Genomic DNA, 20222 nt, shown 5'->3' with positions numbered 1-20222 from the left:
GCGAAGCAACGGGGTGGGGGCGGCCAGGCAAGGCCGCACCGTTCTGATTTAGGCAGGTGCGTGGGGCGTCGCCCGGCCGTTGTGATTTGGGCAGGTCGGTGGGGCGTCGCCCTGCCGTTCCCACCCGGTCTCGCCTCCGGCTCGACCCCCCTCCCCGGAACGGGGAGGGAGAGGAATTAGGAGCGCTGGCGGGTTTGAACTGACATATCGACTTGTGTGATTTCAGGCGCTTAACCCTGAATATCGCCGATTTTCCAGCCAGGGTTTCTCCATGGCCCATACTGGCGGCATGGAAAGACGCAAATACAAGATTCAACCCGCCGAAGTCTGGGACAAGGTGCGCCAGGACTATCTGGCCGGACTGGGCGCCGAAGAGGTCGCGGCCAAATATGACGTGACCGCCCACGCCCTGCGCGCCCGCGCCACGCGCGACGGCTGGTCCCGCTATCTGCACGCCCCGGCCGAGCCGGTCGATCCGCCGCCCCCGCCGCCGAGCCTGTTCGACGTATCATCCGACGATGCGGCCGGCGGGGACCCGGCCGTCCTGGCCGAGGCCGCCGCCCAGGCCTCGGGCCGGGCCATGCGGGCCGGCCGGCTGTTGGAGGCGCGCGCCCTGGCGGGGCTGGCCGCCACCTATCGCAAGCTGGAGGCGCGGGGCGAGACGGCGCACGGGGCCATGACGGTCGAGAACGCGCCGCTGCAACTGGTGTACGACATACTGATGAACCCTCTGGCGGCGAGCGACCGATTGGCCATCCGCCCCGGCGCCGCCGACACCCATCTGGCGCTGAAAGAAGCCTACTGGACCCAGCAGCAGACCCTGGGTGAGAAGAACCAGGAGTTTCGGCACGCCCAGCTGCACCGGCGCGCGGCGCTGGACCGTCGGGTCGCCGCCCTGGAGGACCAGCTGAAGGCGGCCGGGATGGAGCCGGTCGCCGAGACGGAAAGCGCCCGACGCATCCGCACCGGGGTCGATATGGTCATCGACTGCTGCGGCAAGGTCATGTCCGCGAAGGACTGGGACAAGACGCTGGACGGGTTGTGAGCGGCGTCTTCCTTCTCCCCTTGCGGGAGAAGGTGGCCCGCAGGGCCGGATGAGGGGGCAGAAGGACGCCCGCTACGTCTCCGGCGTCAGCACCGTCACGCTTTTGAGCGGCGAATCTCATCCTATGAACTAAGACGTTCTGTCTCAGTCGAGATGGCCTTCCCGTCGCAAAATTTCTAGATCCCGTTGGCTGTCCGGGCGAATGCTGATGAATTCGTCAGACAGTACAGGGCCGAGGCTGAGTTCAGCGATGGTCGCTCGATCCTTTTGCCCCCAGAGAATAGCTATCCCTCGGGGCCTCAGTATGTCTCTCGCCCCGCCATTCGCCCTGACTCTTTTCAAAGGATCAAGCTGCGGTGCGATAGCAGGAATTGCAGAGCGAGGAATCGGTGTTTTCTGGATGTTCTCGAACAGTTCGGCGACTCGATTTGCTCCGCCTCTATGAGAGTTGATAAGAGCCATGAGCTTTGGATCGAAACCCTGCCAAATGTTGCGAGGGTAAGGCATGTCATGTGCGATCCAGAGGGCTTGGTTTCGACCGTATGCCGAGACTTGCAACTTCTGATCTCTATTTCCGCCCGTAGTTAAGTTTTCGGTTCTGCACACGATCAGCCCAAGGCTAAATCGGGCCGTGAGTTCATTTTCCGTAATTAGAACGCACGGTTTACCTAAGGCCTCCCTTGGTATCATCCAGGCAGTACCTATTGAATGCTTTATATCTGTATCGATACCGCCTAGGTCGAGATCTAGGTATTTTCCCTTTGGTTGGCCGATTGCATCTCGGAACAAGATTTCGATCTTGGTTCCTAGATAAGTTTTCTCTGTCTTTTCACACTCGGACAAAATAAATCGCTTTGTTCTCGGAGCGTCGATTACTTCATCAATCGCTCGTCGAATTAATTGCGCTGTAGCGCCGACAATTCCATCGGGGTCTGATACCGATGAATGCAAAACCTTAGCCAGGTATTGCAGGAGTGACTGGTCGTCTGAGAAGTCGGAGGTCTTCATGCCTCCAGTATCAGACAATTTGGGTTAGCCTTATCCTAAGCTGCGATTCTTCGTTCTGATAGAATCTCGCGAACCATTTTGCCCAACGCCCCGGCCAAGTTCGGCGGCACTGCGTTGCCGATCTGTCGGGCGACTTCAACCTTGGTGCCATAGAACTGGAACTCGTCAGGGAAGCCCATGAGACGCGCCGCTTCGCGGTGGCTGATCGGGCGGTCGGCCTCGGGATGCAGGTAGCGGCCCTTCTCAGGCTTGTAGAATTCCGTCCGGATCGTCACCGACGGGCGATCCCACCATAAGCGGCCGAACAAATCCGTGCCGCCGCTCGTCTTGCGGACCCAGCAGTCGGGTGTGATGTCGGGGCGGTTGGCGAGAAGGTCGAAACGATTTCCGCCGGGCGGCACGGCCTTATAGCGCTGAATGCTCTTTTCGGTCGGCGTGCGGCCGAAGTGTAGGTTTATCGTCTTTTCCGAGCCGATTTCCGTGCCGACAGTCGCCAGTGGCAGATTTGCGATCACGTCCCGAACGGTTCTCCAGCGGGGCAGGTTCGATTTCAGTTTCGGGTCGGCGTGAGAGGGCAGGGGGGGGAAGGTCGGCAGATTGAACGCCCCGCGCCAGCCGAGGATGATCGTTCGCTTCCGTGTCTGCGGCGCTCCGTAATCGGCGGCGTTCAGAATGGCGGCCGACGTCTGGAAGCCGTGTTGTTTCGCCTTAGCCTCGATCAACTGCCGTTCCGGCGAACGATAGAGTTCAGCCACGTTCTCCATGACGAAGACGCGAGCGCCGGAGCGTTCAGCAATTTCGATGAAGGGTTCCCACAGGGCGCGTCGAGCGTCGCCGTCGCGCTTCTTGTTGAGAAGGCTGAAGCCCTGGCAAGGCGGCCCGCCGATGACCACGTCGGCCTGAGGCACTTCGTTTTCGAGGAGCCACTCTTCGATATTGGCCTTGATCGAACGTCCCGGGAAGTTGAGCCCGTGCGTCTTAACCGCTGCTGCGTCGTTGTCGATCGCCAGAACGGTTTCAAAACCGCCGCAGAATTGTTTGTCACAGAAGCCGAGGCTCATACCGCCGGCGCCGCTGAAAAGATCAATCAGTCGCAAAGACATGTGGGCCTCGAAAAGGTTGGAGCTGAAACAAAGCGCGAACATCGCGGCCGTGTCAATACGCTACAACCTATGGTTAATCGTCGTCGGAAGTGCTACCGACGTTAAGTGATCACTTATGGTCTCTTTGAGCCGAGTCGGCTGTCGCGTCTCGCACTCCCAAAGCGTCAGCACAGACAGCCCCAGCTTTTTCAGCGCTTCATCAACCTCAACGTCACGCGCGCGGTTCCGGGCGAATTTTGCCTCCCAGGCTTCGCGGTTGTGCGCCGGTAAAGTTCCCCGCTTGCAATCATGCTGATGCCAGAAACAGCCATGCACCTGAATGGCCCATCCTTTAGAACGGTTGGCGAAATCGGGCTTGCCGGGCAGCGTCTTAGCGTTGCGTCGATAAGCAATGCCGAGTTCGCGGAGGACGGCCGCGACACGTTCTTCCGGAGCGGTCTTGGCTTGTCGCACCCGGGACATGGCGGAAGAGGTCCGCGCGTCCTTCGGTTTCATGCTCACTGGCAGCGACCCTCTCCCTACAGCCGCCCCTTCCTAAACGCCTCCGCCTTCTCCGCCGCCGCTTCCGCGCGCCATTTCTTCGGCGCCGACCGGTCCACCTCTTCCCCCGCCCCCGTCAGGGCCTCGTTGGCGAATTCCAGGTCCAGCAGCTTCATGCGCTTGATCTCGTCGCGCAGGCGGCCGGCTTCCTCGAACTCCAGGTTGGAGGCGGCCTCGCGCATGCGGCCTTCCAGGTCCTTGAGGGCGGCCTGGAAGTTTGAGCCGACGAAGGGTTTGGAGGCTTCGGCGACGCCGGGGCGGGTCAGGCGGTCCATCTCGCGGGACTCATAGGGGCTGTCCATCAGCTCCTTGATGTCGCGCTTGACGCTTTCGGGCGTGATGCCGTGTTCGGTGTTGTAGGCCATCTGGCGTTCGCGGCGGCGGTCGGTCTCGGCGATGGCGCGCTCCATACTGCCGGTCATGCGGTCGGCGTACAGGATGACGCGGCCGTCGATGTTGCGCGCGGCGCGGCCGATGGTCTGGATCAGACTGGTCTCGGAGCGCAGGAAGCCCTCCTTGTCCGCGTCCAGGATGGCGACCAGGCCGCACTCGGGGATGTCCAGCCCCTCGCGCAGCAGGTTGATGCCGATCAGGCAGTCGAAGGATCCCAGACGCAGGTCGCGCAGGATCTCGATCCGCTCAAGCGTATCGACGTCGGAGTGCATGTAGCGGACGCGGATCCCCTGTTCATGCATATATTCGGTCAGGTCCTCGGCCATCTTCTTGGTCAGGGTGGTGACCAGGGCGCGGTAGCCGGCGCGGGTGGTGGCCTTGACCTCGTCGATGACGTCGTCGACCTGGTTGCGGGTCTGGCCGGAGACCGGGCGGATCTCGACGGGGGGGTCGATCAGGCCGGTGGGGCGGATGACCTGTTCGACGAAGACGCCGCCGGCCTGGTCCATCTCCCAGGCGCCGGGGGTGGCTGACACGTGAACCGTCTGGGGGCGCATGGCCTCCCATTCCTCGAACTTCAGCGGGCGGTTGTCGATGCAGGAGGGCAGGCGGAAGCCGTATTCCGCCAGGGTGGATTTGCGGCGGTAGTCGCCGCGGAACATGCCGTTGATCTGGCCGATGGTGACGTGGCTCTCGTCCACGAACAGCAGGGCGTTGTCGGGGATGTATTCGAAGAAGGTGGGCGGGGGCTCGCCGGGGGCGCGGCCGGTCAGCCAGCGGGAGTAGTTCTCGATGCCGGCGCAACTGCCGGTGGCCTCCATCATCTCCAGGTCGAAACGGGTGCGTTGCTCCAGCCGCTGGGCCTCGAGCAGTTTGCCGTTCTCGATCATCCAGTCCAGCGTCTCCTTCAGCTCGGCCTTGATGCCGTTGGTGGCCTGGTTCAGCGTGGGGCGCGGGGTCACATAGTGGCTGGCGGCGTAGACGGTGATCTCGGTCAGGTCGGCGGTCTTCTTGCCGGTCAGGGGGTCGAACTCCTGGATCGCCTCCAGCTCGTCGCCGAACAGGCTGATGCGCCAGGCGCGGTCCTCGAGGTGGACCGGGAAGATCTCGATGACGTCGCCGCGCTTGCGGAACATGCCGCGGTCGAAGTTCAGGTCGTTGCGCTTGTACTGCAGCGCGATCAGATCGGCCCGCAGCTTCGCCTCGTCGATCTGGTCCCCGACCTTCAGGGTGAAGGTCATGGCCGTATAGGTCTCCACCGAGCCGATGCCGTAGATGCAGGAGACCGAGGCGACGACGATCACATCCTCCCGCTCCAGGATCGCCCGCGTCGCCGAGTGCCGCATCCGGTCGATCTGCTCGTTTATCGACGAGTCCTTCTCGATATAGGTGTCCGTACGCGGAACATAAGCTTCGGGCTGATAATAGTCGTAGTAGCTTACAAAGTATTCGACAGCGTTGTCCGGGAAGAAACTCTTGAACTCGGAATAGAGCTGGGCCGCCAGGGTCTTGTTGGGGGCCAGGATCAGGGCCGGGCGCTGGGTCTGTTCGATGACCTTGGCCATGGTGAAGGTCTTGCCCGAGCCGGTGACGCCCAGCAGCACCTGATCGCGGTCGCCCGCCTCGGCCTGTGCCACCAGTTCGGCGATGGCGGCGGGCTGGTCGCCGGCGGGGGTGTATTGGGTCTCGAGCCGGAACCGGCCGCCCTTCTTCTTGCCCTCGTGCGAGGGGCGGTGAGGGACCCAGTCGGCGGGGGCGGCGACGGGCTCCTCCGGCGTCAGGCGCGGGCCGGTGACGGGGGCGAACATCGGCATCTTGCCCGTATCGCGTTTGAAGGCGGCGGCGGCCTCGCGCACGCCGGGGTCGGGCGTGTGCACGGGCTTGGCGGGCTTGGCGGCGGCGGGCTTCGGCGTCGAAGAACGGTTCATGAACAGAACTTAGTGCGCAGGAAGCGGCGGCGCCAGAGAGGGGCTTGCGGCGGTGACGGGCCGGTTCAAGGCCTAAAAATGGCGACAAAGCGGCGTGATTTGGAAATAAAATGCGCCAATGCGTCGCGACATGTGACGTTATGCGTCTAATTTCTCCAGTTTTCGTACAATTATGCGACTTTTTGGTTGCGGTATGTAAAACACGTGCCTACCAAGGACATAGAACGGATGTATTTACCATAGCGTCGGTATGTATCCGTGATATCTAGCTGTTTCCCTAAGTATTGTTAAATACTGTTTGTGAATGAGGCGTATGCGTACTCGTAAAAATTACCTCCTGTCGTCGACTGTGGTCGGCGGAATTGTGGCGGCTTCGCTGTCCATGCTTTCAGCGCCTGTGGCGATGGCTCAAGACGCCACCGTTACTCAGGCCGGCGAGTCCGCAAGCGTCGAAGACATCGTCGTCATCGGCTCCCGTATTCGCCGCGACAACTATAACGCCCCGTCGCCGACCCAGGTCGTGACGCGCGAGGAGGCGACCCTGCAGGGCTTCGCCTCGACCACGGAGGCGCTGCAGAGCACGGCCGTCACCGGCGGCACCTCGCAGATCAACAACTCGTACGGCGGCTACGTCACCGACGGCGGCCCCGGCGCCAACACCATCGGCCTGCGCGGCATGAGCCCGAGCCGCACCCTGGTGCTGCTGAACGGCCGTCGCGTCTCGCCGGCCGGTTCGCGCGGCTCGGTCGGCGCGGCCGACCTGAACGTCCTGCCCACCGCCATGATCGACCGGGTCGAAGTGCTGCGTGACGGCGCCTCGTCGGTCTATGGTTCGGACGCCGTCGCCGGCGTGGTCAACATCCAGACCCGCCGCAACTTCGAGGGCGTGACGGTCGAGGTCCAGCGCAACGAGCCGCTGGAAGCCAATGGCGCGGGCGGCTCGACCCGTCTGTCGCTGACGGCCGGCGTCCGTGGCGACCGCTGGCGCGCGGCCGGTTCGGTCGAACGCTACGAGCGCGACGAGCTGACCCTGCGCGACCGCGAGTTCACGCGCTGCCAGACCGACGGCTTCCGCAACGGCCAAGACTATATCGACCCGCTGACCGGCCAGTCGAAATGCTATCCGCTCACCACGACCGGCTCGAACGGCGTGACAATCAACACCATCGCCACGGGCGCGACGACGGGCGTCGCCGCTCCCGGCGCGGTCGGCACGACCTTCAACCGCTGGCGTCCGAACTCGGCCGTCACGACCGGCCTGGTCGGGTTCGAAGGCGTCGGCGGCGCCGGCAACAACGTCAATGTTCGTGACACCTTCGAAGACCGGATGCTGAACGAGTCGCTGGTCACCCCGGTGGACATCACCACCCTGTACGGCGAAGTCGGCTATGACCTGCAAGCCTTGGGCAACGCCGAAGTCTACGGCGAAGCCCTGTTCAACCAGCGCAAGTCGTCGCAGACCGGCTATCGCCAACTGGCGCTGGACTACGCCGTCGGCAGCCCGCTGATCCCGACCAACCTGCAGGGCAGCGTCGCCTTCGCAGACCAGGGCCTGAACCAGGGTGATGACGTCGGTGTCCGCGCCTTCATAGGCTTCGGCAATGACCATTCCCAACAGGAAGTCGATTTCGGTCGCTATGTCGTCGGCATCAAGGGCGACTTCTTCCTGCCGGAATGGCGCTATGACGCCTACGCCAGCTATTCGCGCTCCAAGTCGACCTACACCAGCGAACAGTTCCTGACCGACAACCTGATCGCGTCTCTCGACGTGGTCAGCAATGGCTCCGGCGGTTTCCAGTGCGCTGATCTGGCCTCGAACCCCGGCTGTATCGCCGCCCCGGCCCTGACGACCCAGACCATCGCCGGCGTCCTGCCGCAGAACTGGGTCGACTATGTCTTCCGTCCGGTGACCGGCACGACCGAGTTCATCGAGAAGGTGGTCAGCTTCGGCATCGACGGCCCGCTGTTCAGCCTGCCTGCCGGCCGCGTCATGGGCTTCTTCGGCGCCGAATGGCGTGAGTCCGAGATCGACGACACCCCGGGCCTGGATAGCCAACTGGGCAACACCTACAACTACTCGACCTCGGCCATCACGCGCGGCTCCGACTCGGTGAAGGAAGTGTTCGGCGAGATCGAAGCGCCGATCCTGGTGGACCTGCCGGGCGTGCGCGAACTGACCCTGAACGGTTCGTTCCGCTATACCGACTATGACTCCTACGGCGACGACACGACCTACAAGGTCGGCCTGGTCTATCGTCCGATCGACTGGATCACCCTGCGCGGCACCTATGGCACCTCGTACCGCGCCCCGGCGCTGTTCGAGCAATATGTGGGCGCCACCTCGGGCTTCCTGTCGAACGCCAGCGACGCCTGCAACGAGTTCGGCGCAGACGGCGTGAACGCCAACCGGGTCGCCAACTGCCGGGCCGAAGGCCTGCCGGACACCTATGAAGCGACTTCCGGCGTTCAGGTCATCACCCAGGGCGGCGCAGATGCCGGCCTGTCGGCTGAAACCTCGACCAACATGACCGTCGGCCTGGTGATCCAGCCACCGCTGCCCTCAGGCTGGGGCGATCTGGCCTTCGCCGTCGACTACTATGAGATCGAGGTCGAGAACGGCGTGTCGCGCACCGGCGCCACGGAAATCCTGGATCGCTGCTACGACTCCAGTCCGAGCGATTTCGCGGCCGACGCCGGCTTCTGCCGCCTGGTGTCGCGTAACCCGGCCGACAACGGCCTGACCGTCTCGGACAGCTACGTCAACCTGGCCACCGACAATGTGAAGGGGCTGGATTACACCGTCCGTTATCGCAAGGACGTCGGCCCCGGCACGGCGCTGTTCAACCTGGCGATCACCCAGTACACGGAAATCTCGAACAAGCTGTTCGCTGAGGATCCGCTGGTCGACTACACCGGCATGATCAACAATCCGGAGTTCACCGGAACGGCTGACGTCTCCTACGCCTGGGACAAGTGGCGCGTGCGCTACGGCGTCGAATGGATCCAGGGCACCGACAGCTACGCCTACTACGAAGAAGATCCGGCGACGTCGGACCTGGACCTCGCGGTGGACGACTACTGGCTGCACAACGCCTCGGTCCAGTATGCGGCCAACGGCTGGACCGCCACGCTCGGCGTCCGCAACCTGTTCAACGAAGATCCGCCGACCATCTCGTCGGGCTATTACAACCGGGTCGGCAACGCCCCGCTGTACTCGGGCTATGACTACCTGGGCCGCACGGCCTTCGTGAACCTGACCAAGTCCTTCTAGGGATCGCGGTCGATTCGAAATGAAGAGGGCGGCGGGCTTCGGTCCGCCGCCTTTTTCTTTGTCACTCGACTAAGTTGATGGCGGAACAATCAAAAGGCGCAAACTTGTCACCAAATTGATACGCAGGCGCCAAACATATGTCTGTTTTGCTGAAATGAAGTGGCGTTGCCTCGCTCTCATGTGCATTGCGGCGACTATTAGTCGCTCAATTCGGGGAGTTATGCATGCGAGTGAATTTGGACGCTGGACGGACTTTGCGTGGGGCACTTCTGGCCGGAACAGTGCTGGCCGGAGTGATGGGGAGTGTCGGCGCCGCCGCCGCGCAGGAGGCCGAAGGCTCGCAGGCTGCCGAAGTTGGGGAGATCGTCGTCACCGGGTCGCGCATCCGCCGCGACGCCACCACCGCCGCGACGCCCCTGATCCAGATCGGCCAGGAAGAGGTTTTGCAATCGGGTGAATCTAACGTCATCGACTTCCTCGCCGACATTCCCGCGCTTTCATTCTCTCAAGTGCCGGAAGACACTACAGGATCGAACCTGAACGATGGCGGCCTGTCGCTGCTGAACCTGCGCGGCTTGGGCTCGGCTCGTACGCTGGTCCTGGTCGATGGCCGTCGCCATGTCGGGTCCTCGCCCGGTTCTCTGGCCGTCGATGTCGATACGATTCCGCGTCTTTTGATCGAGAACGTCGAAGTGATCACCGGCGGTGCTGCGGCCGTTTACGGTGCAGACGCCGTGTCGGGCGTGGTCAACTTCACGCTGCGCAAGGATTTCGACGGGCTCGAGGTCGATGCATCGCTGGCCGAGGTCAACCAAGACGGACAGATGAGCGAGCGGCTCTCCGCCCTGTGGGGGGGCAAGTTCCTGGAAGATCGTCTGAACGTCTATGTCTCTGGCGAGTATCAGCGCAGCGACGAGGTATTGGACCGCGATGTCGACTGGCGTCGGGAGGGCTGGGGTTTCATCAGCAACGACGCAGACCCGTCCTCAGCGTCCAGCGACGGCGTCATCGATCGGATCCTGGTCAACAACCTGCGCACCTATATTCGCGGCACAGACCGAGGCGGGATCACGATTCTGTCCACCGGCGTGCAACGTAGCCCCGCCAGCGATCCGGACGTGCCGTTCGCGACCTGCTCGGCCACCTCGTTCTCGGCGAACTGCTTCTCGGTCGCGCCGACCAACAATCCGAACAACAGCTATCTGTATACCGACGCCGGCGCCTCGCAGGCTGTGGTGTTCGGCCCGATTCGCCAGCAGACGGGTCTGTCGCGCACCGTCAGCAACGGGGGGCTGGGTCAGAACCCCAATACCGAGCAGGGCCAGAACAGCCGCCTTCCGGAATCGGAGAACTACCGCTTCCAGACCGGCTTCAACTTCAAGCTGACCGATTCCATCGAGGCCTTCGGAGAGGCCAAGTACGTCAAGGAAGAAACCTATGACGCCGGTCAGCGGGTATTCCACGACTTCAACATCCGCCAGTTCGCGCCGGGCACGGTCGGGGCGATCACGGCGACGTCGGCGTTCGAGATCGGGCTGGACAACGCCTATCTGCCGGAAGATGTGCGCCTGGCGATCACGAATAACCGCCGGCAAGTCTATAACTCGGCCGGGGTTCTGACCGGAACGGTCGCCGACCCGCGCGCCCAGCACAAGCTGTATGGCCCATCCCGGACTCAGGAAAACACCCGCGAACTGCAGCGTTATGTGCTGGGTCTGCGGGGCGATGCGCCGGACTTCGGCTTCGTGCGCAATATTCGGTGGGAAGCGGCCTATACCTATGGCCAGATGGACAATGAAAACGTCGAACTGGGCGTGGATATCGTTCGTTATCAGGCGGCCGCTGACGCGGTGGTTGACACCGCTGGCATCGTCAACGGCCGTGCGGGCGAGGTGGTCTGCCGCGTGCAACTGCTGAACGCCCAAGGCGTCGCCGTGCCGAACGCAAGCCTCACCAGCGGCGGCGTCACCACGACCTATTCGCGCCAGGGCGACGTCATCAGCGACTGCACCCCTGTGCGGGTGTTCGGCGCCGGCGGCTTCTCGCAAGAGGCGCTGGATTATATTCAGGCTTCGATCAAGGTCGAAGATCAGAACAAGCAGCACGATTTCGTCGCCTTTACCGGCGGCGATCTGTGGGACTTCTGGGGCGCCGGTCCGATCGGTGCGGTCGTCGGTTACGAGTACCGCAAGGAGATCACCAGCGGCATCGGGCGTGATCGGGACCGCGCAGGGCGTCTGCTGTTCCTGAACAGCGGCGCGGATTTCAAGGAAGCGTCGTATGACACCAACGAGATGTTCGCCGAGCTTCAGGTCCCGATCATGCGCGACACCTGGTTGGGCCGGTCTATGGACATCAACGGGGCTTACCGCTTCTCCGATTATTCCAACGTCGGCGAACAGGAAACGTATAGCCTGGGCGTAACCTATCGTCCGTTCGACCAACTGCTGCTGCGCGCCACCAAATCGACCGCGATCCGCGTGCCGAACCTCAGCGAGACCAACGAGCCGCTGGGGCAGACCTTCGCCAACGGCTTCTCGGATCCTTGCAGCGCGACCGTCATCAACAATCTGGCTGACCGCTCGATCGCGGCCAACCGGATCGCCAACTGCGGCGCGCTTGCCTCGGCCGCGGGTCTGAATCTGAACTTCGCCGACCTGGGCGCGACGAACGCCTATTTGCCGAACTACGGCAGCGGTTCGGTGCCCGGCCTGGCGGGCGGTAACCAATTCCTGCAGCCCGAGACTTCGGAAAGCTTCAGCTACGGCTTCGCCTGGACGCCGGACTACCTGCTGCCGAACCTCGCGATCACGATGGATTACTACGATATCGAGATCAACGACGCCATCGACTCGGTGAGCGCTCAGGCGGCCGCAAACCAGTGCGTCAGCGGCGATCAGGTCAATACTCTGGCCTGCTTGACCCAGACGCGGGACGCAACCAGCTTCCAGGTGACCAGCTTCATCCAGGGCTCGCTCAACTATGCGGCGTTGACGGCTAAGGGCGTCGATTTCTCGGCCCGATGGGGCGGCGATCTGTTCCGCTTCGGCGGGCGTGGATGGGGCTCGTTCCGTCACGCCATCCGCGGCAACTGGCTGATCGAACAGGTCGATTACGTGAACATCGACGATCCGGCGGACGGTACGGACTATCAGGACACCGTCGGTTCGCCGCGCGTGCGCCTGCTGTCGACTCTGACCTGGTCGCCGACCGACACCCTGTCGTTCAGCTGGGACTGGGACTGGCAGGCCAGCCAGGAAATCGAGGATATCGACAATATCCTGGCCAATCCGGACCGCTACGAGAGCCTGAAGTACATCGAGACGGGCGATTTCAGCCAACACGATTTCTCGGTGCGTTGGGATGTGCGGGACGACGTCACCCTGCGTGCAGGCGTGGTCAACGCCTTCGACGCGGAGCCGGCGCGCTGGCTCGGTAATACGACGGCGGATAACTTCGATCTGTTCGGCCGACGCTTCTTCATCAGCGCAAACTTCCGCAGCTTCTAAGCGGATCGACGCATCGTCGGCATTGGGGCGCGGAGGGGAAACCCTCCGCGCCCTTCTTCATGCGGAAACCATCGCTCGCTTGACTCTCTCGCACAGTATGTCTCATACACTGTGCGTCACACACTATGCGACGTCGTGGATCGGGAGCGCGGGTTTGAGTCAGGATGAGGAACTGCTGTTCGAGAGTCTGCGGCTGGAGCTGCGGCGGGGGTCGTTGATCCTGGCTGTGCTGGCGAGCCTGCGGCGCGAGCAATACGGCTATTCGCTGCGGGTCGCCCTGGGCGAGGTCGGGGTCGAGATGGAGGAGAGCACCCTGTATCCGCTGCTGCGGCGGCTGGAGAGCCAGGGGCTGCTGGACAGCGAGTGGCGCGAGGAGGAGCGGCGCAAGAAGCGGTTCTACCGCCTGTCGCCGCGCGGGGAGGCCATGCTGGCGCGGCTGGCGGCCGAGTGGCGGGGCCTGTCGGCCTCGCTGGAGAAGATGCTGTGAACATCGGGAAAGAGGGAGAGTGCGGGATGGATCTGGTTGAATCCTATCTGAAGGCCGTGGCGGCCCAGTTGCCGAAGGCGACGCGCGAGGACATCGTCGCCGAACTGCGCGACGAGATCATGGGGCGGCTTGAGGCGCTGGAGGCGCGGCTGGGCCGGGCGCCGAGCGACGACGAGGTCGAGGCCCTGCTGCGCGAGGTCGGGCACCCGCTGACGGTGGCGGCGCGCTATCGGTCGGGGCCGCAGGCGCTGATCGGGCCGGAGCTGTATCCGTGGTGGCTGTTCGCGGTGAAGACGGCGCTGCTGGTGATGGCGTGCGTCACCCTGATCGGACTGGCGGCGCGGGTGCTAGCCGGCGACATCTACGCGGGTCAGGCGATAGGCCAGGCCTTCGCCAGCCTGTTCAGCGGTGCGGTGTCGGTGATCGGGGTCGTGACCCTGATCGGCTTCGTGCTGGAGCGGCAGGAGAAGAAGCCCGACTTCATCGCCAAATGGCGGGTCAAGGATCTGGGCCTGTTCGAACTGGGCGGCGATATCGACGCCGAGACCTGGGGCCAGAGGCTGGCGCGCGGCGGGGCGACGCTGCGCGAAGACGCGGCCGTCAAGTCGGGGCCGGCGGTGCGCAAGAGCGCCGAGATGTCGCCCGCCGCGCGGGCGGTGTCCAGCGCCATCGCCTGGGGCGTGCTGCTGCTGTGGTGGACCGGCCTGTTGCCGATGGCCTCGATCCGGCCGGAGGAACTGGCCGGCGTTGTGGACGGCGTCGACTATGGCCGGATCCTGGTCCAGGTCGTCGATGCGGCCTACTGGCCCGTGACCCTGTTCGTCGTGGCGCGGATCCTGTTCGACCTGACGCGGGCGGCGTCGGGGGGGAATGTGCGGCTGACGGCCCTGGGCGACATGGCTTTCGGCGCCGCAGCGGCCTGGGGCGTGGCGTGGCTGTGGTTCTGGTCGCCGCTGACGCCGGTGATCTGGGTGGGGACGGTGACGGAGTTCGCCGAGCGGGCGCGGGCGCTGTTCCATCCCACGGCGGACGACTCGGGCGGTCTGGCGGCGATCCTGATGATCATCGTGGTCTGGGCCTTCCTGGCCGAGATCTGGCGGATCCTGCGGGCGGCGGGGCGACTGGTCGTCGGCCGGTAGGGGACGCCGGCGCGGATGTGTTGAACCTCCGGCCGTTTCCGCCGTTGCTGTCCGTCGGCGGCGCTGGGCGGCCGGGGGCGAGAGCATCTGAGTGACACTACAACAGGGTTTGGCCTTCGGCCTGGTCGGTCTGACGGTCGCGGCCTTCATCTGGGGCCGGTTCCGGTATGACCTGGTCGCGGTGGCGGCCCTGGTGGCGGGTCTGGCCATCGGGGTGATCCCGGCCGAGGCGGCGTTCGAGGGCTTTTCCAACGATGTGACGGTGATCATCGCCTGCGCCCTGGTGGTGTCGGCGGCCTTCGCCAAGTCGGGCATCGTCGAACTGGCGCTGAAGCGGATCCTGCCGCACCTGAAGACCGAACGCAGCCAGGTGCCGGTGCTGACGGCGGCCGTGACCCTGTTGTCGATGGTGACCAAGAACGTCGGCGCCCTGGCCATCATGATGCCGGTCGCGCTGCAGGTCAGCCGGCGCACCGGGACCAAACAGTCGCGGCTGCTGATGCCCATGGCGTTTGGGGCCATGGCGGGGGGGATGGTGACCCTGGTCGGGACCGCGCCCAACATCCTGGTGGCCGAGGTGCGTCAGGACATGGTCGGGGCGCCGTTCCAGATGTTCGACTATGCGCCGGTGGGCCTGATCCTGACGGGGGCCGCCCTGGTGTTCCTGACGTTCGGCTATCGGCTGCTGCCCAAGGACCGGACGGGGACCATAGGTCTGTCGGCGGCCCTGTCGGCCAACGCCTATCTGACCGAGGCGCGGGTTCCCGACGACTGGACGCTGGAGACCAAGCCCATCAGCGCCCTGAAGGCCATGGCGCCGGACGAGATCCAGGTGATGGCCCTGATCCGCGACGGCAAGCGCAAGGCCCGGCCGCGCGGCAACACCCTGATCCGGGCCGGGGACACCCTGCTGATCAAGGGGGATCAGGAGGCGCTGGAGGAATTCATCGTCGCCACCAAGCTGAAACTGGTGCGCGGCGACCGGCCGGTGCTGCTGGAAGAGGCCAAGGACGAGGTCCATCTGGTCGAGGCGGTGATCGGGGCGGACTCGTCCCTGACCGGACAGTCGGTGCGGTCGCTGGACCTGTACGGCCAGTACGGGCTGAACCTGCTGGGGGTGTCGCGCAGCGGCTATGAGCTGACGCAGCATCTGCGGACGGCCAAGCTGCAGGCGGGGGATGTGCTGTTGCTGCAGGGGTCCGAGGCTGGCCTGCCGGGGCGGCTGGCGACCCTGGGCCTGCTGCCCCTGGCGGAAAGGGACATGCGGCTGGGCGGCCAGCGGCGGAAGTTCCTGCCCGCCGTGGTTCTGGCTGTCGCCATGGTGATGGTGGGGTTCGGCCTGATCCCCGTGGCCATCGCCTTCTTCGGCGCAGCGGTGGTGATCGTGGCCCTGGGCGGGCTGAAGATGCGCGAGGCCTACGCCGCGCTGGACGGGCCGCTGCTGGTGCTGATCGCCGCCCTGATCCCGGTGTCGGACGCGATCCAGCAGACGGGCGGGGCGGATCTGATCGCCGGGGGGCTGAAGTCGATCTTCCAGGGCATACCGCCCGTGGTGGCGGTGGCCGGCATGATGTTCGCGGCCATGGCGGTGACGCCCTTCCTGAACAATGCGGCGACGGTTCTGGTGGTGGCGCCCATCGCCGCGACCCTGGCCCAGCAACTGGGCTATCGGCCCGACCCCTTCCTGATGGCGGTGGCGGTCGGGGCGGCGTGCGACTTCCTGACCCCCATCGGGCACCAGTGCAATACGCTGGTCATGGGGCCGGGCGGGTACAGGTTCTCGGACTATCCCAAGCTGGGGGCGCCGCTGAGCCTGCTGGTGCTGGTGATCGGTCCGCCGACCATCCTGCTGTTCTGGCCGATGTAATCAGGCCGGCCCCGGCGCGGTCCGGGGCCGGTTGAGCGTCAGCGTGTGCGGGCGGCGGGCGCCACGTCGCAGGTCAGGCGGCCGTTGTCGTTGCGGACCTGGGCGCCGCGGCAGGCGCGAACGCTGAGGGTCGAGGCCACCGACTGGCCGTCCTTGGCGATGCAGCGTGCGCGCAGCCGATCCCCGTTCAGCGAGATGTTGCGGCAGGTCTCGCGATAGCTGCCGACCGGCAGGGCGCGGCCGGAAACGGCCGGCTGGGGATCAGGACGAGTTTGGGCGACAGCGACGGCGCCCACGGCGAACAGGGCGGCGGCCGCCCCGACCGAGGCGCCGATCGAGACGAGTTTGGAAACAGACAGACGAACCAAGGCGTAACTCCCATTTTTCTATTTGCGCCTCTGCGGGCGAAAAACGAGGTTATGCGCGTCTGAGCCTGTGTCCAGTCCTGATCGCGATCAGGCGTCTGGGACTTCACCAGCGCGGCGAGACGTGGGCCGGTCCCTTGAACACCGCATTGGCGAACAGGGGCTTCAGGCCTTCCAGATAGCCGCGCACCGTCGGATCCTGGGTGAAGGCGATCATCTGGCCCGACCCCAGGGACTCGACCATGACCACGGGCTTGAAGCCCAGCTGGGCCTGGTTCTCGGCCCACAGCTGGCCCGAGGCCAGCAGGCGGTCCGAGCCTTCGAACCGCACGGCGTTGGTCCCTTCGCCACGCTTCAGGGGGGCGTAGATGTCGGCCCCTCGCACCAGGACGTTCAGCGTTTCGGGCAGGCCGGCGCCGATCCAGTGGTCGGGATCGACATGGGCCCGGGCCAGGACGCCGGCGACCGAGTCGGGGCCGTGGTCGCTGTGGGCCAGCAGGGCGGCGTAGTCGGTCTGGTTGGCGATCCGGGCGGGGGCGGCGGGCTTGTCCTCGTCCTTGTCCAAGGCGCCGTCCTCGCGGCGCGAGGCCAGCATGTCGCTGTCGGCGTCGGCCAGCAGGCGGGTGGCGGTTCCCAGACTGATCAGGGTGCCGCCGCGCGAGACCCAGTCGTGCAACGCCTTGACCCCGGCCTCGCCCAGGACGGAGGCGTAGTCGCGGCCCTCTGGCAGGATCAGGACCTGATAATGGGCCAGGTCGGCCTCGCCGAAGCTGGCGGTGCGGATGGCGGTGACGGGATAGCCCAGGTCGCGTTCCAGCAGCCAGCGGGTCGCGCCGGCGGCGTCGGGGGCGGTCGGACTGTCCCAGGCCAGGGCGATGCGGGGTGCGCGGAGACGCACCACGTCGCTGGAGCCGAAACCGGCGCCGCGCTCGACCCAGGATTCGTCGACGCCCACGACTTCGGCGCCCGTGTCGGCGGCGAGGCGGTTCAGGGTGGCGATCAGGTCGGCGGGCGCGCCCGCCTTCGGCAGGATCAGGGTTCCGGCGGGCCAGTCGCGGCCGTTCTGGGTGAAGGGCTGGTCGGCCGAATTGACCGTCAGTCCGGCCTGAAGGGCGGCGGCCAGGAAGCGGGGCTGGGCCGAGCCGGGCGCGACCAGGAAGCCGTAGCGGGCCTCTGCGTTCCGGACGGCGGCGGGCGTGACCAGTTCGGGGCCGCGCGCCTCGACGGCGACGCTCGGCGCGCTGTCGCAGCGGGTCGCATCGACGCCGAACATCAAGGGCAGGGACCAGGCGGTGACGTCATAGATCTCGTCGCCCAGGCCGCGGGCGCGACGGCGCTCCTGTTCGGCCAGGAAGTCGGGCGGGACAGGCACGTCGCGGGTCAGCAGCACCTCGGCCATCCGGCGCTGGGGCTGGGCCAGGTTGATCACATAGTCGCCCGCGCGGTGTTGGCCGGCGCAGGCGAAGGCCTGGCGCGCGACCCCGACCTCGATGCCCGATCGGACCAGAAGTCCAGCCAGACGGTCCGCCGCCGCCGCATCCGACGCGCGCGACAGGACATAGGCGCCGCGTCCCGCCACCCCGTCGCGGTGATAGGCGTAGAAGTCGTTCAGCAGCCGGTCGTGGTTGCGCGAAGCCGTCTCGATGGTGGCCAGGGTGGCGGTCAGGTGGGCGCGCACGGTGTCGGCGTAGGTGAAGATCTCCCCGGAGCTGCGCCGGGCGGCCAGACCCCGCGCCGAACCGGCTTCGTAGGTCATAGAGACGGCGCCGAGATAGCCGGGCCAGCCGTCGCCATAGCCGGGATAGAAGGCGTCATAAACCTTGCGGTTGAAGTAGGGCAGGCCGGCCGCGTCGAACCGGGCACCGGTGTTGCGGCCGAACAGGGCGCGGTTCTCCAGGGTGCGCGGCCAGATCCACGGGTTCAGCGGCTCGGCCTCGGGCGGGAAGAAGAAGGTTTCGTCCGAGCCCATCTCGTGGCTGTCGACGACCACCTGGGGCCGCCAGTCGCGGACCAGTGCGGCGTGACCCTGGGTCTCGGGCTGGGTCTGGATGAACCAGTCGCGGTTCAGGTCGAACAGATAATGGTTGTAGCGGCCGCTGGGCCAGGGCTCGTCCCGCTCGGCCGAGGCGGGGTCGGGATTGGGCAGGGAGCCGCGGCCCGAGGCGAAACTGTTGAGGAAACGCTCGCGCCCGTCCGGGTTCTGGGTCGGGACGAAGACGACGACGGTGTTGGCCAGCCAGGCCTGGGCGGTCGGGTCGGTCAGCAGGCGACGGGCGGCCTGCATGGCGGCGTCGGCGGGGCTGATCTCATTGCCGTGGACCGAATAGGCCATCCAGACCAGGACCGGCTGATCCGCGATCAGGGCGGCGGCCTGCTGGGGCGAGGTGCGGCGCGGATCGGCCAGGGCGCGGGCGTCGGCCTTGATCTGGTCCAGCCGGGCGATGTTGGCGGGCGAGCCGACGGCGGCCCAGAACAGGGGGCGGCCCTGCCAGGTCGTCGCATAGTCGCCGATGGCGACCTGGTCGGGGGCGGCGGTCTTCAGCGCTTCGAAATAGCGACGGACGTCGGCGGCGCGGGTGATCTCCTGACCGCTGTCATAGCCCAGGGTCTGGCGGACGGTGGGGATGTCGGCGGCGGTCTGACGCGCCGAGACGGGCTGAACCGCCAGCAGGGCGGCGGCGCAGGCGCCGGCCAGCCCGAAGGCGAGCGGACGCACGGAACGACGATGACTGGACATGAACTGAACCCCCGGGAGGCGGACACCTTAGTCGGGGCACGGAAAAAGAAAACGGTCTTGACGTGTAACCTATAGGTGATATGTCACCTCAAGGTTACGTCAGGAGGGCGACATGAGCAACAGCGACGATCAAGCGATCCAGCGCGCGAAACTGGAAAGAAGCAGGTGCTGGTGGACGGCGCTCGCCCTGACAGCCGTCGGCGCCGCAGCCATGGTCGGCGGTGCGGGGTTCGCGATGGTTTCCGGCGTAGAGGGCGACCAGGCGACGGCGGCCGGCGTGGCGGCGGGAGTGGGTTTCGGTCTGACGCTCATCGGCGCGATCTGGGCGTGGAGCGCGCGTCCGGGCCAGTCGATCATCGTGGCGGCGAGCGGAGAAGGGGCGCGGCGTGACAAGTTGGAGCGGGCGCGCACCCAACAGCTGGTGATGCTGCCCGTGGTGCTACTTCTCTTCATGGCTCAGGCGCATCGGGCGATGGAGCGGATCCTGGGTGGAGACCATAATCTGGGCGCCTATGTGCAGGTTCTTCTGCCGGTTCTTTACGGCTGGCTGATCCCGCTTATCGTCATGGGCTGGGACGCACACACACGCAAAAACCGCCGGTTCCTGGAAGACGAGCTGACCCAGCTCATGCGGGCAAAGTCGATGATCCTGGCCTTCGTCGTGCTGATGGCGGGCCTGACCGTGGCGCTGGGCCTGGGGCTGTGGCGTCCACAGTACGGGGTCATGGCCTTGCCCTATGTCCTGGCTCTGGGCGGGGCCTCCGCGGGGCTGCGGTTCGCCTGGCTGGATCGGGAGGCCGGGCGCGATGGGTGATTTGCAATCGGAGTGC

General features: G+C 65.4%; 13 protein-coding genes. 7 read left to right on the top strand and 6 right to left on the bottom strand.

What is annotated here, in order from left to right:
- The first annotated feature begins 271 nt into the window (after positions 1 to 271).
- Positions 272 to 1045: a hypothetical protein gene (locus ACW18C_RS13275; protein ID WP_156796458.1), complete on the top strand. Its 774-nt coding sequence runs from the start codon at positions 272 to 274 to the stop codon at positions 1043 to 1045.
- A 144-nt stretch (positions 1046 to 1189) separates the two neighbouring features.
- Here the strand turns inward: ACW18C_RS13275 and ACW18C_RS13270 are convergent, their stop codons facing one another.
- From ACW18C_RS13270 to uvrB, 4 genes are read right to left on the bottom strand one after another with little or no spacing between them, the layout of a single operon-like run.
- Positions 1190 to 2053 (bottom strand): NaeI family type II restriction endonuclease, encoded by an 864-nt coding sequence (locus ACW18C_RS13270; protein WP_292149276.1) that lies wholly within the window; start codon positions 2051 to 2053, stop codon positions 1190 to 1192.
- Between the two features lie 35 nt (positions 2054 to 2088).
- Positions 2089 to 3156, bottom strand: a complete 1068-nt coding sequence (locus ACW18C_RS13265) for a DNA cytosine methyltransferase (protein ID WP_292149278.1) — start codon at positions 3154 to 3156, stop codon at positions 2089 to 2091.
- 60 nt (positions 3157 to 3216) lie between these two features.
- Positions 3217 to 3651, bottom strand: coding sequence for a very short patch repair endonuclease (locus ACW18C_RS13260; RefSeq protein ID WP_292149280.1), 435 nt, complete (start codon positions 3649 to 3651; stop codon positions 3217 to 3219).
- A gap of 23 nt (positions 3652 to 3674) precedes the next feature.
- The gene (uvrB, locus tag ACW18C_RS13255) at positions 3675 to 6017 is read right to left on the bottom strand and encodes an excinuclease ABC subunit UvrB (RefSeq protein WP_492071375.1); all 2343 of its coding nucleotides are present in this window, start codon (positions 6015 to 6017) and stop codon (positions 3675 to 3677) included.
- A gap of 313 nt (positions 6018 to 6330) precedes the next feature.
- On the opposite strand from uvrB, the gene ACW18C_RS13250 reads away from it, so the two are divergent.
- From ACW18C_RS13250 to ACW18C_RS13230, 5 genes are all read left to right on the top strand, one after another.
- Positions 6331 to 9288: a TonB-dependent receptor domain-containing protein gene (locus ACW18C_RS13250; RefSeq protein WP_492071373.1), complete on the top strand. Its 2958-nt coding sequence runs from the start codon at positions 6331 to 6333 to the stop codon at positions 9286 to 9288.
- Positions 9289 to 9542: 254 nt separating this feature from the next.
- On the top strand, positions 9543 to 12797 hold the full coding sequence (locus tag ACW18C_RS13245; protein ID WP_492071371.1) for a TonB-dependent receptor domain-containing protein: 3255 nt from the start codon (positions 9543 to 9545) through the stop codon (positions 12795 to 12797).
- Between the two features lie 154 nt (positions 12798 to 12951).
- The gene (locus tag ACW18C_RS13240; RefSeq protein WP_008261789.1) at positions 12952 to 13284 is read left to right on the top strand and encodes a PadR family transcriptional regulator; all 333 of its coding nucleotides are present in this window, start codon (positions 12952 to 12954) and stop codon (positions 13282 to 13284) included.
- A 26-nt stretch (positions 13285 to 13310) separates the two neighbouring features.
- Positions 13311 to 14423 (top strand): HAAS signaling domain-containing protein, encoded by a 1113-nt coding sequence (locus ACW18C_RS13235; protein ID WP_492071369.1) that lies wholly within the window; start codon positions 13311 to 13313, stop codon positions 14421 to 14423.
- 91 nt (positions 14424 to 14514) lie between these two features.
- Positions 14515 to 16290, top strand: a complete 1776-nt coding sequence (locus ACW18C_RS13230) for an SLC13 family permease (RefSeq protein ID WP_492071367.1) — start codon at positions 14515 to 14517, stop codon at positions 16288 to 16290.
- 38 nt (positions 16291 to 16328) lie between these two features.
- Here the strand turns inward: ACW18C_RS13230 and ACW18C_RS13225 are convergent, their stop codons facing one another.
- Complete coding sequence (locus tag ACW18C_RS13225) at positions 16329 to 16658, bottom strand: hypothetical protein (RefSeq protein ID WP_492071365.1); 330 nt, start codon at positions 16656 to 16658, stop codon at positions 16329 to 16331.
- 103 nt (positions 16659 to 16761) lie between these two features.
- The gene (locus tag ACW18C_RS13220; protein ID WP_492071363.1) at positions 16762 to 19392 is read right to left on the bottom strand and encodes a M14 family metallopeptidase; all 2631 of its coding nucleotides are present in this window, start codon (positions 19390 to 19392) and stop codon (positions 16762 to 16764) included.
- Between the two features lie 112 nt (positions 19393 to 19504).
- Here ACW18C_RS13220 and ACW18C_RS13215 point away from each other — a divergent pair, with 112 nt between their 5' ends.
- On the top strand, positions 19505 to 20206 hold the full coding sequence (locus tag ACW18C_RS13215; RefSeq protein ID WP_492071361.1) for a hypothetical protein: 702 nt from the start codon (positions 19505 to 19507) through the stop codon (positions 20204 to 20206).
- Positions 20207 to 20222 lie beyond the last annotated feature (16 nt).

It is taken from the genome of Brevundimonas sp. FV1ye7S (assembly GCF_058680995.1).
Note: the sequence above shows the minus strand (reverse complement) of the source record. Positions and strands in the feature narration are given on the sequence as shown.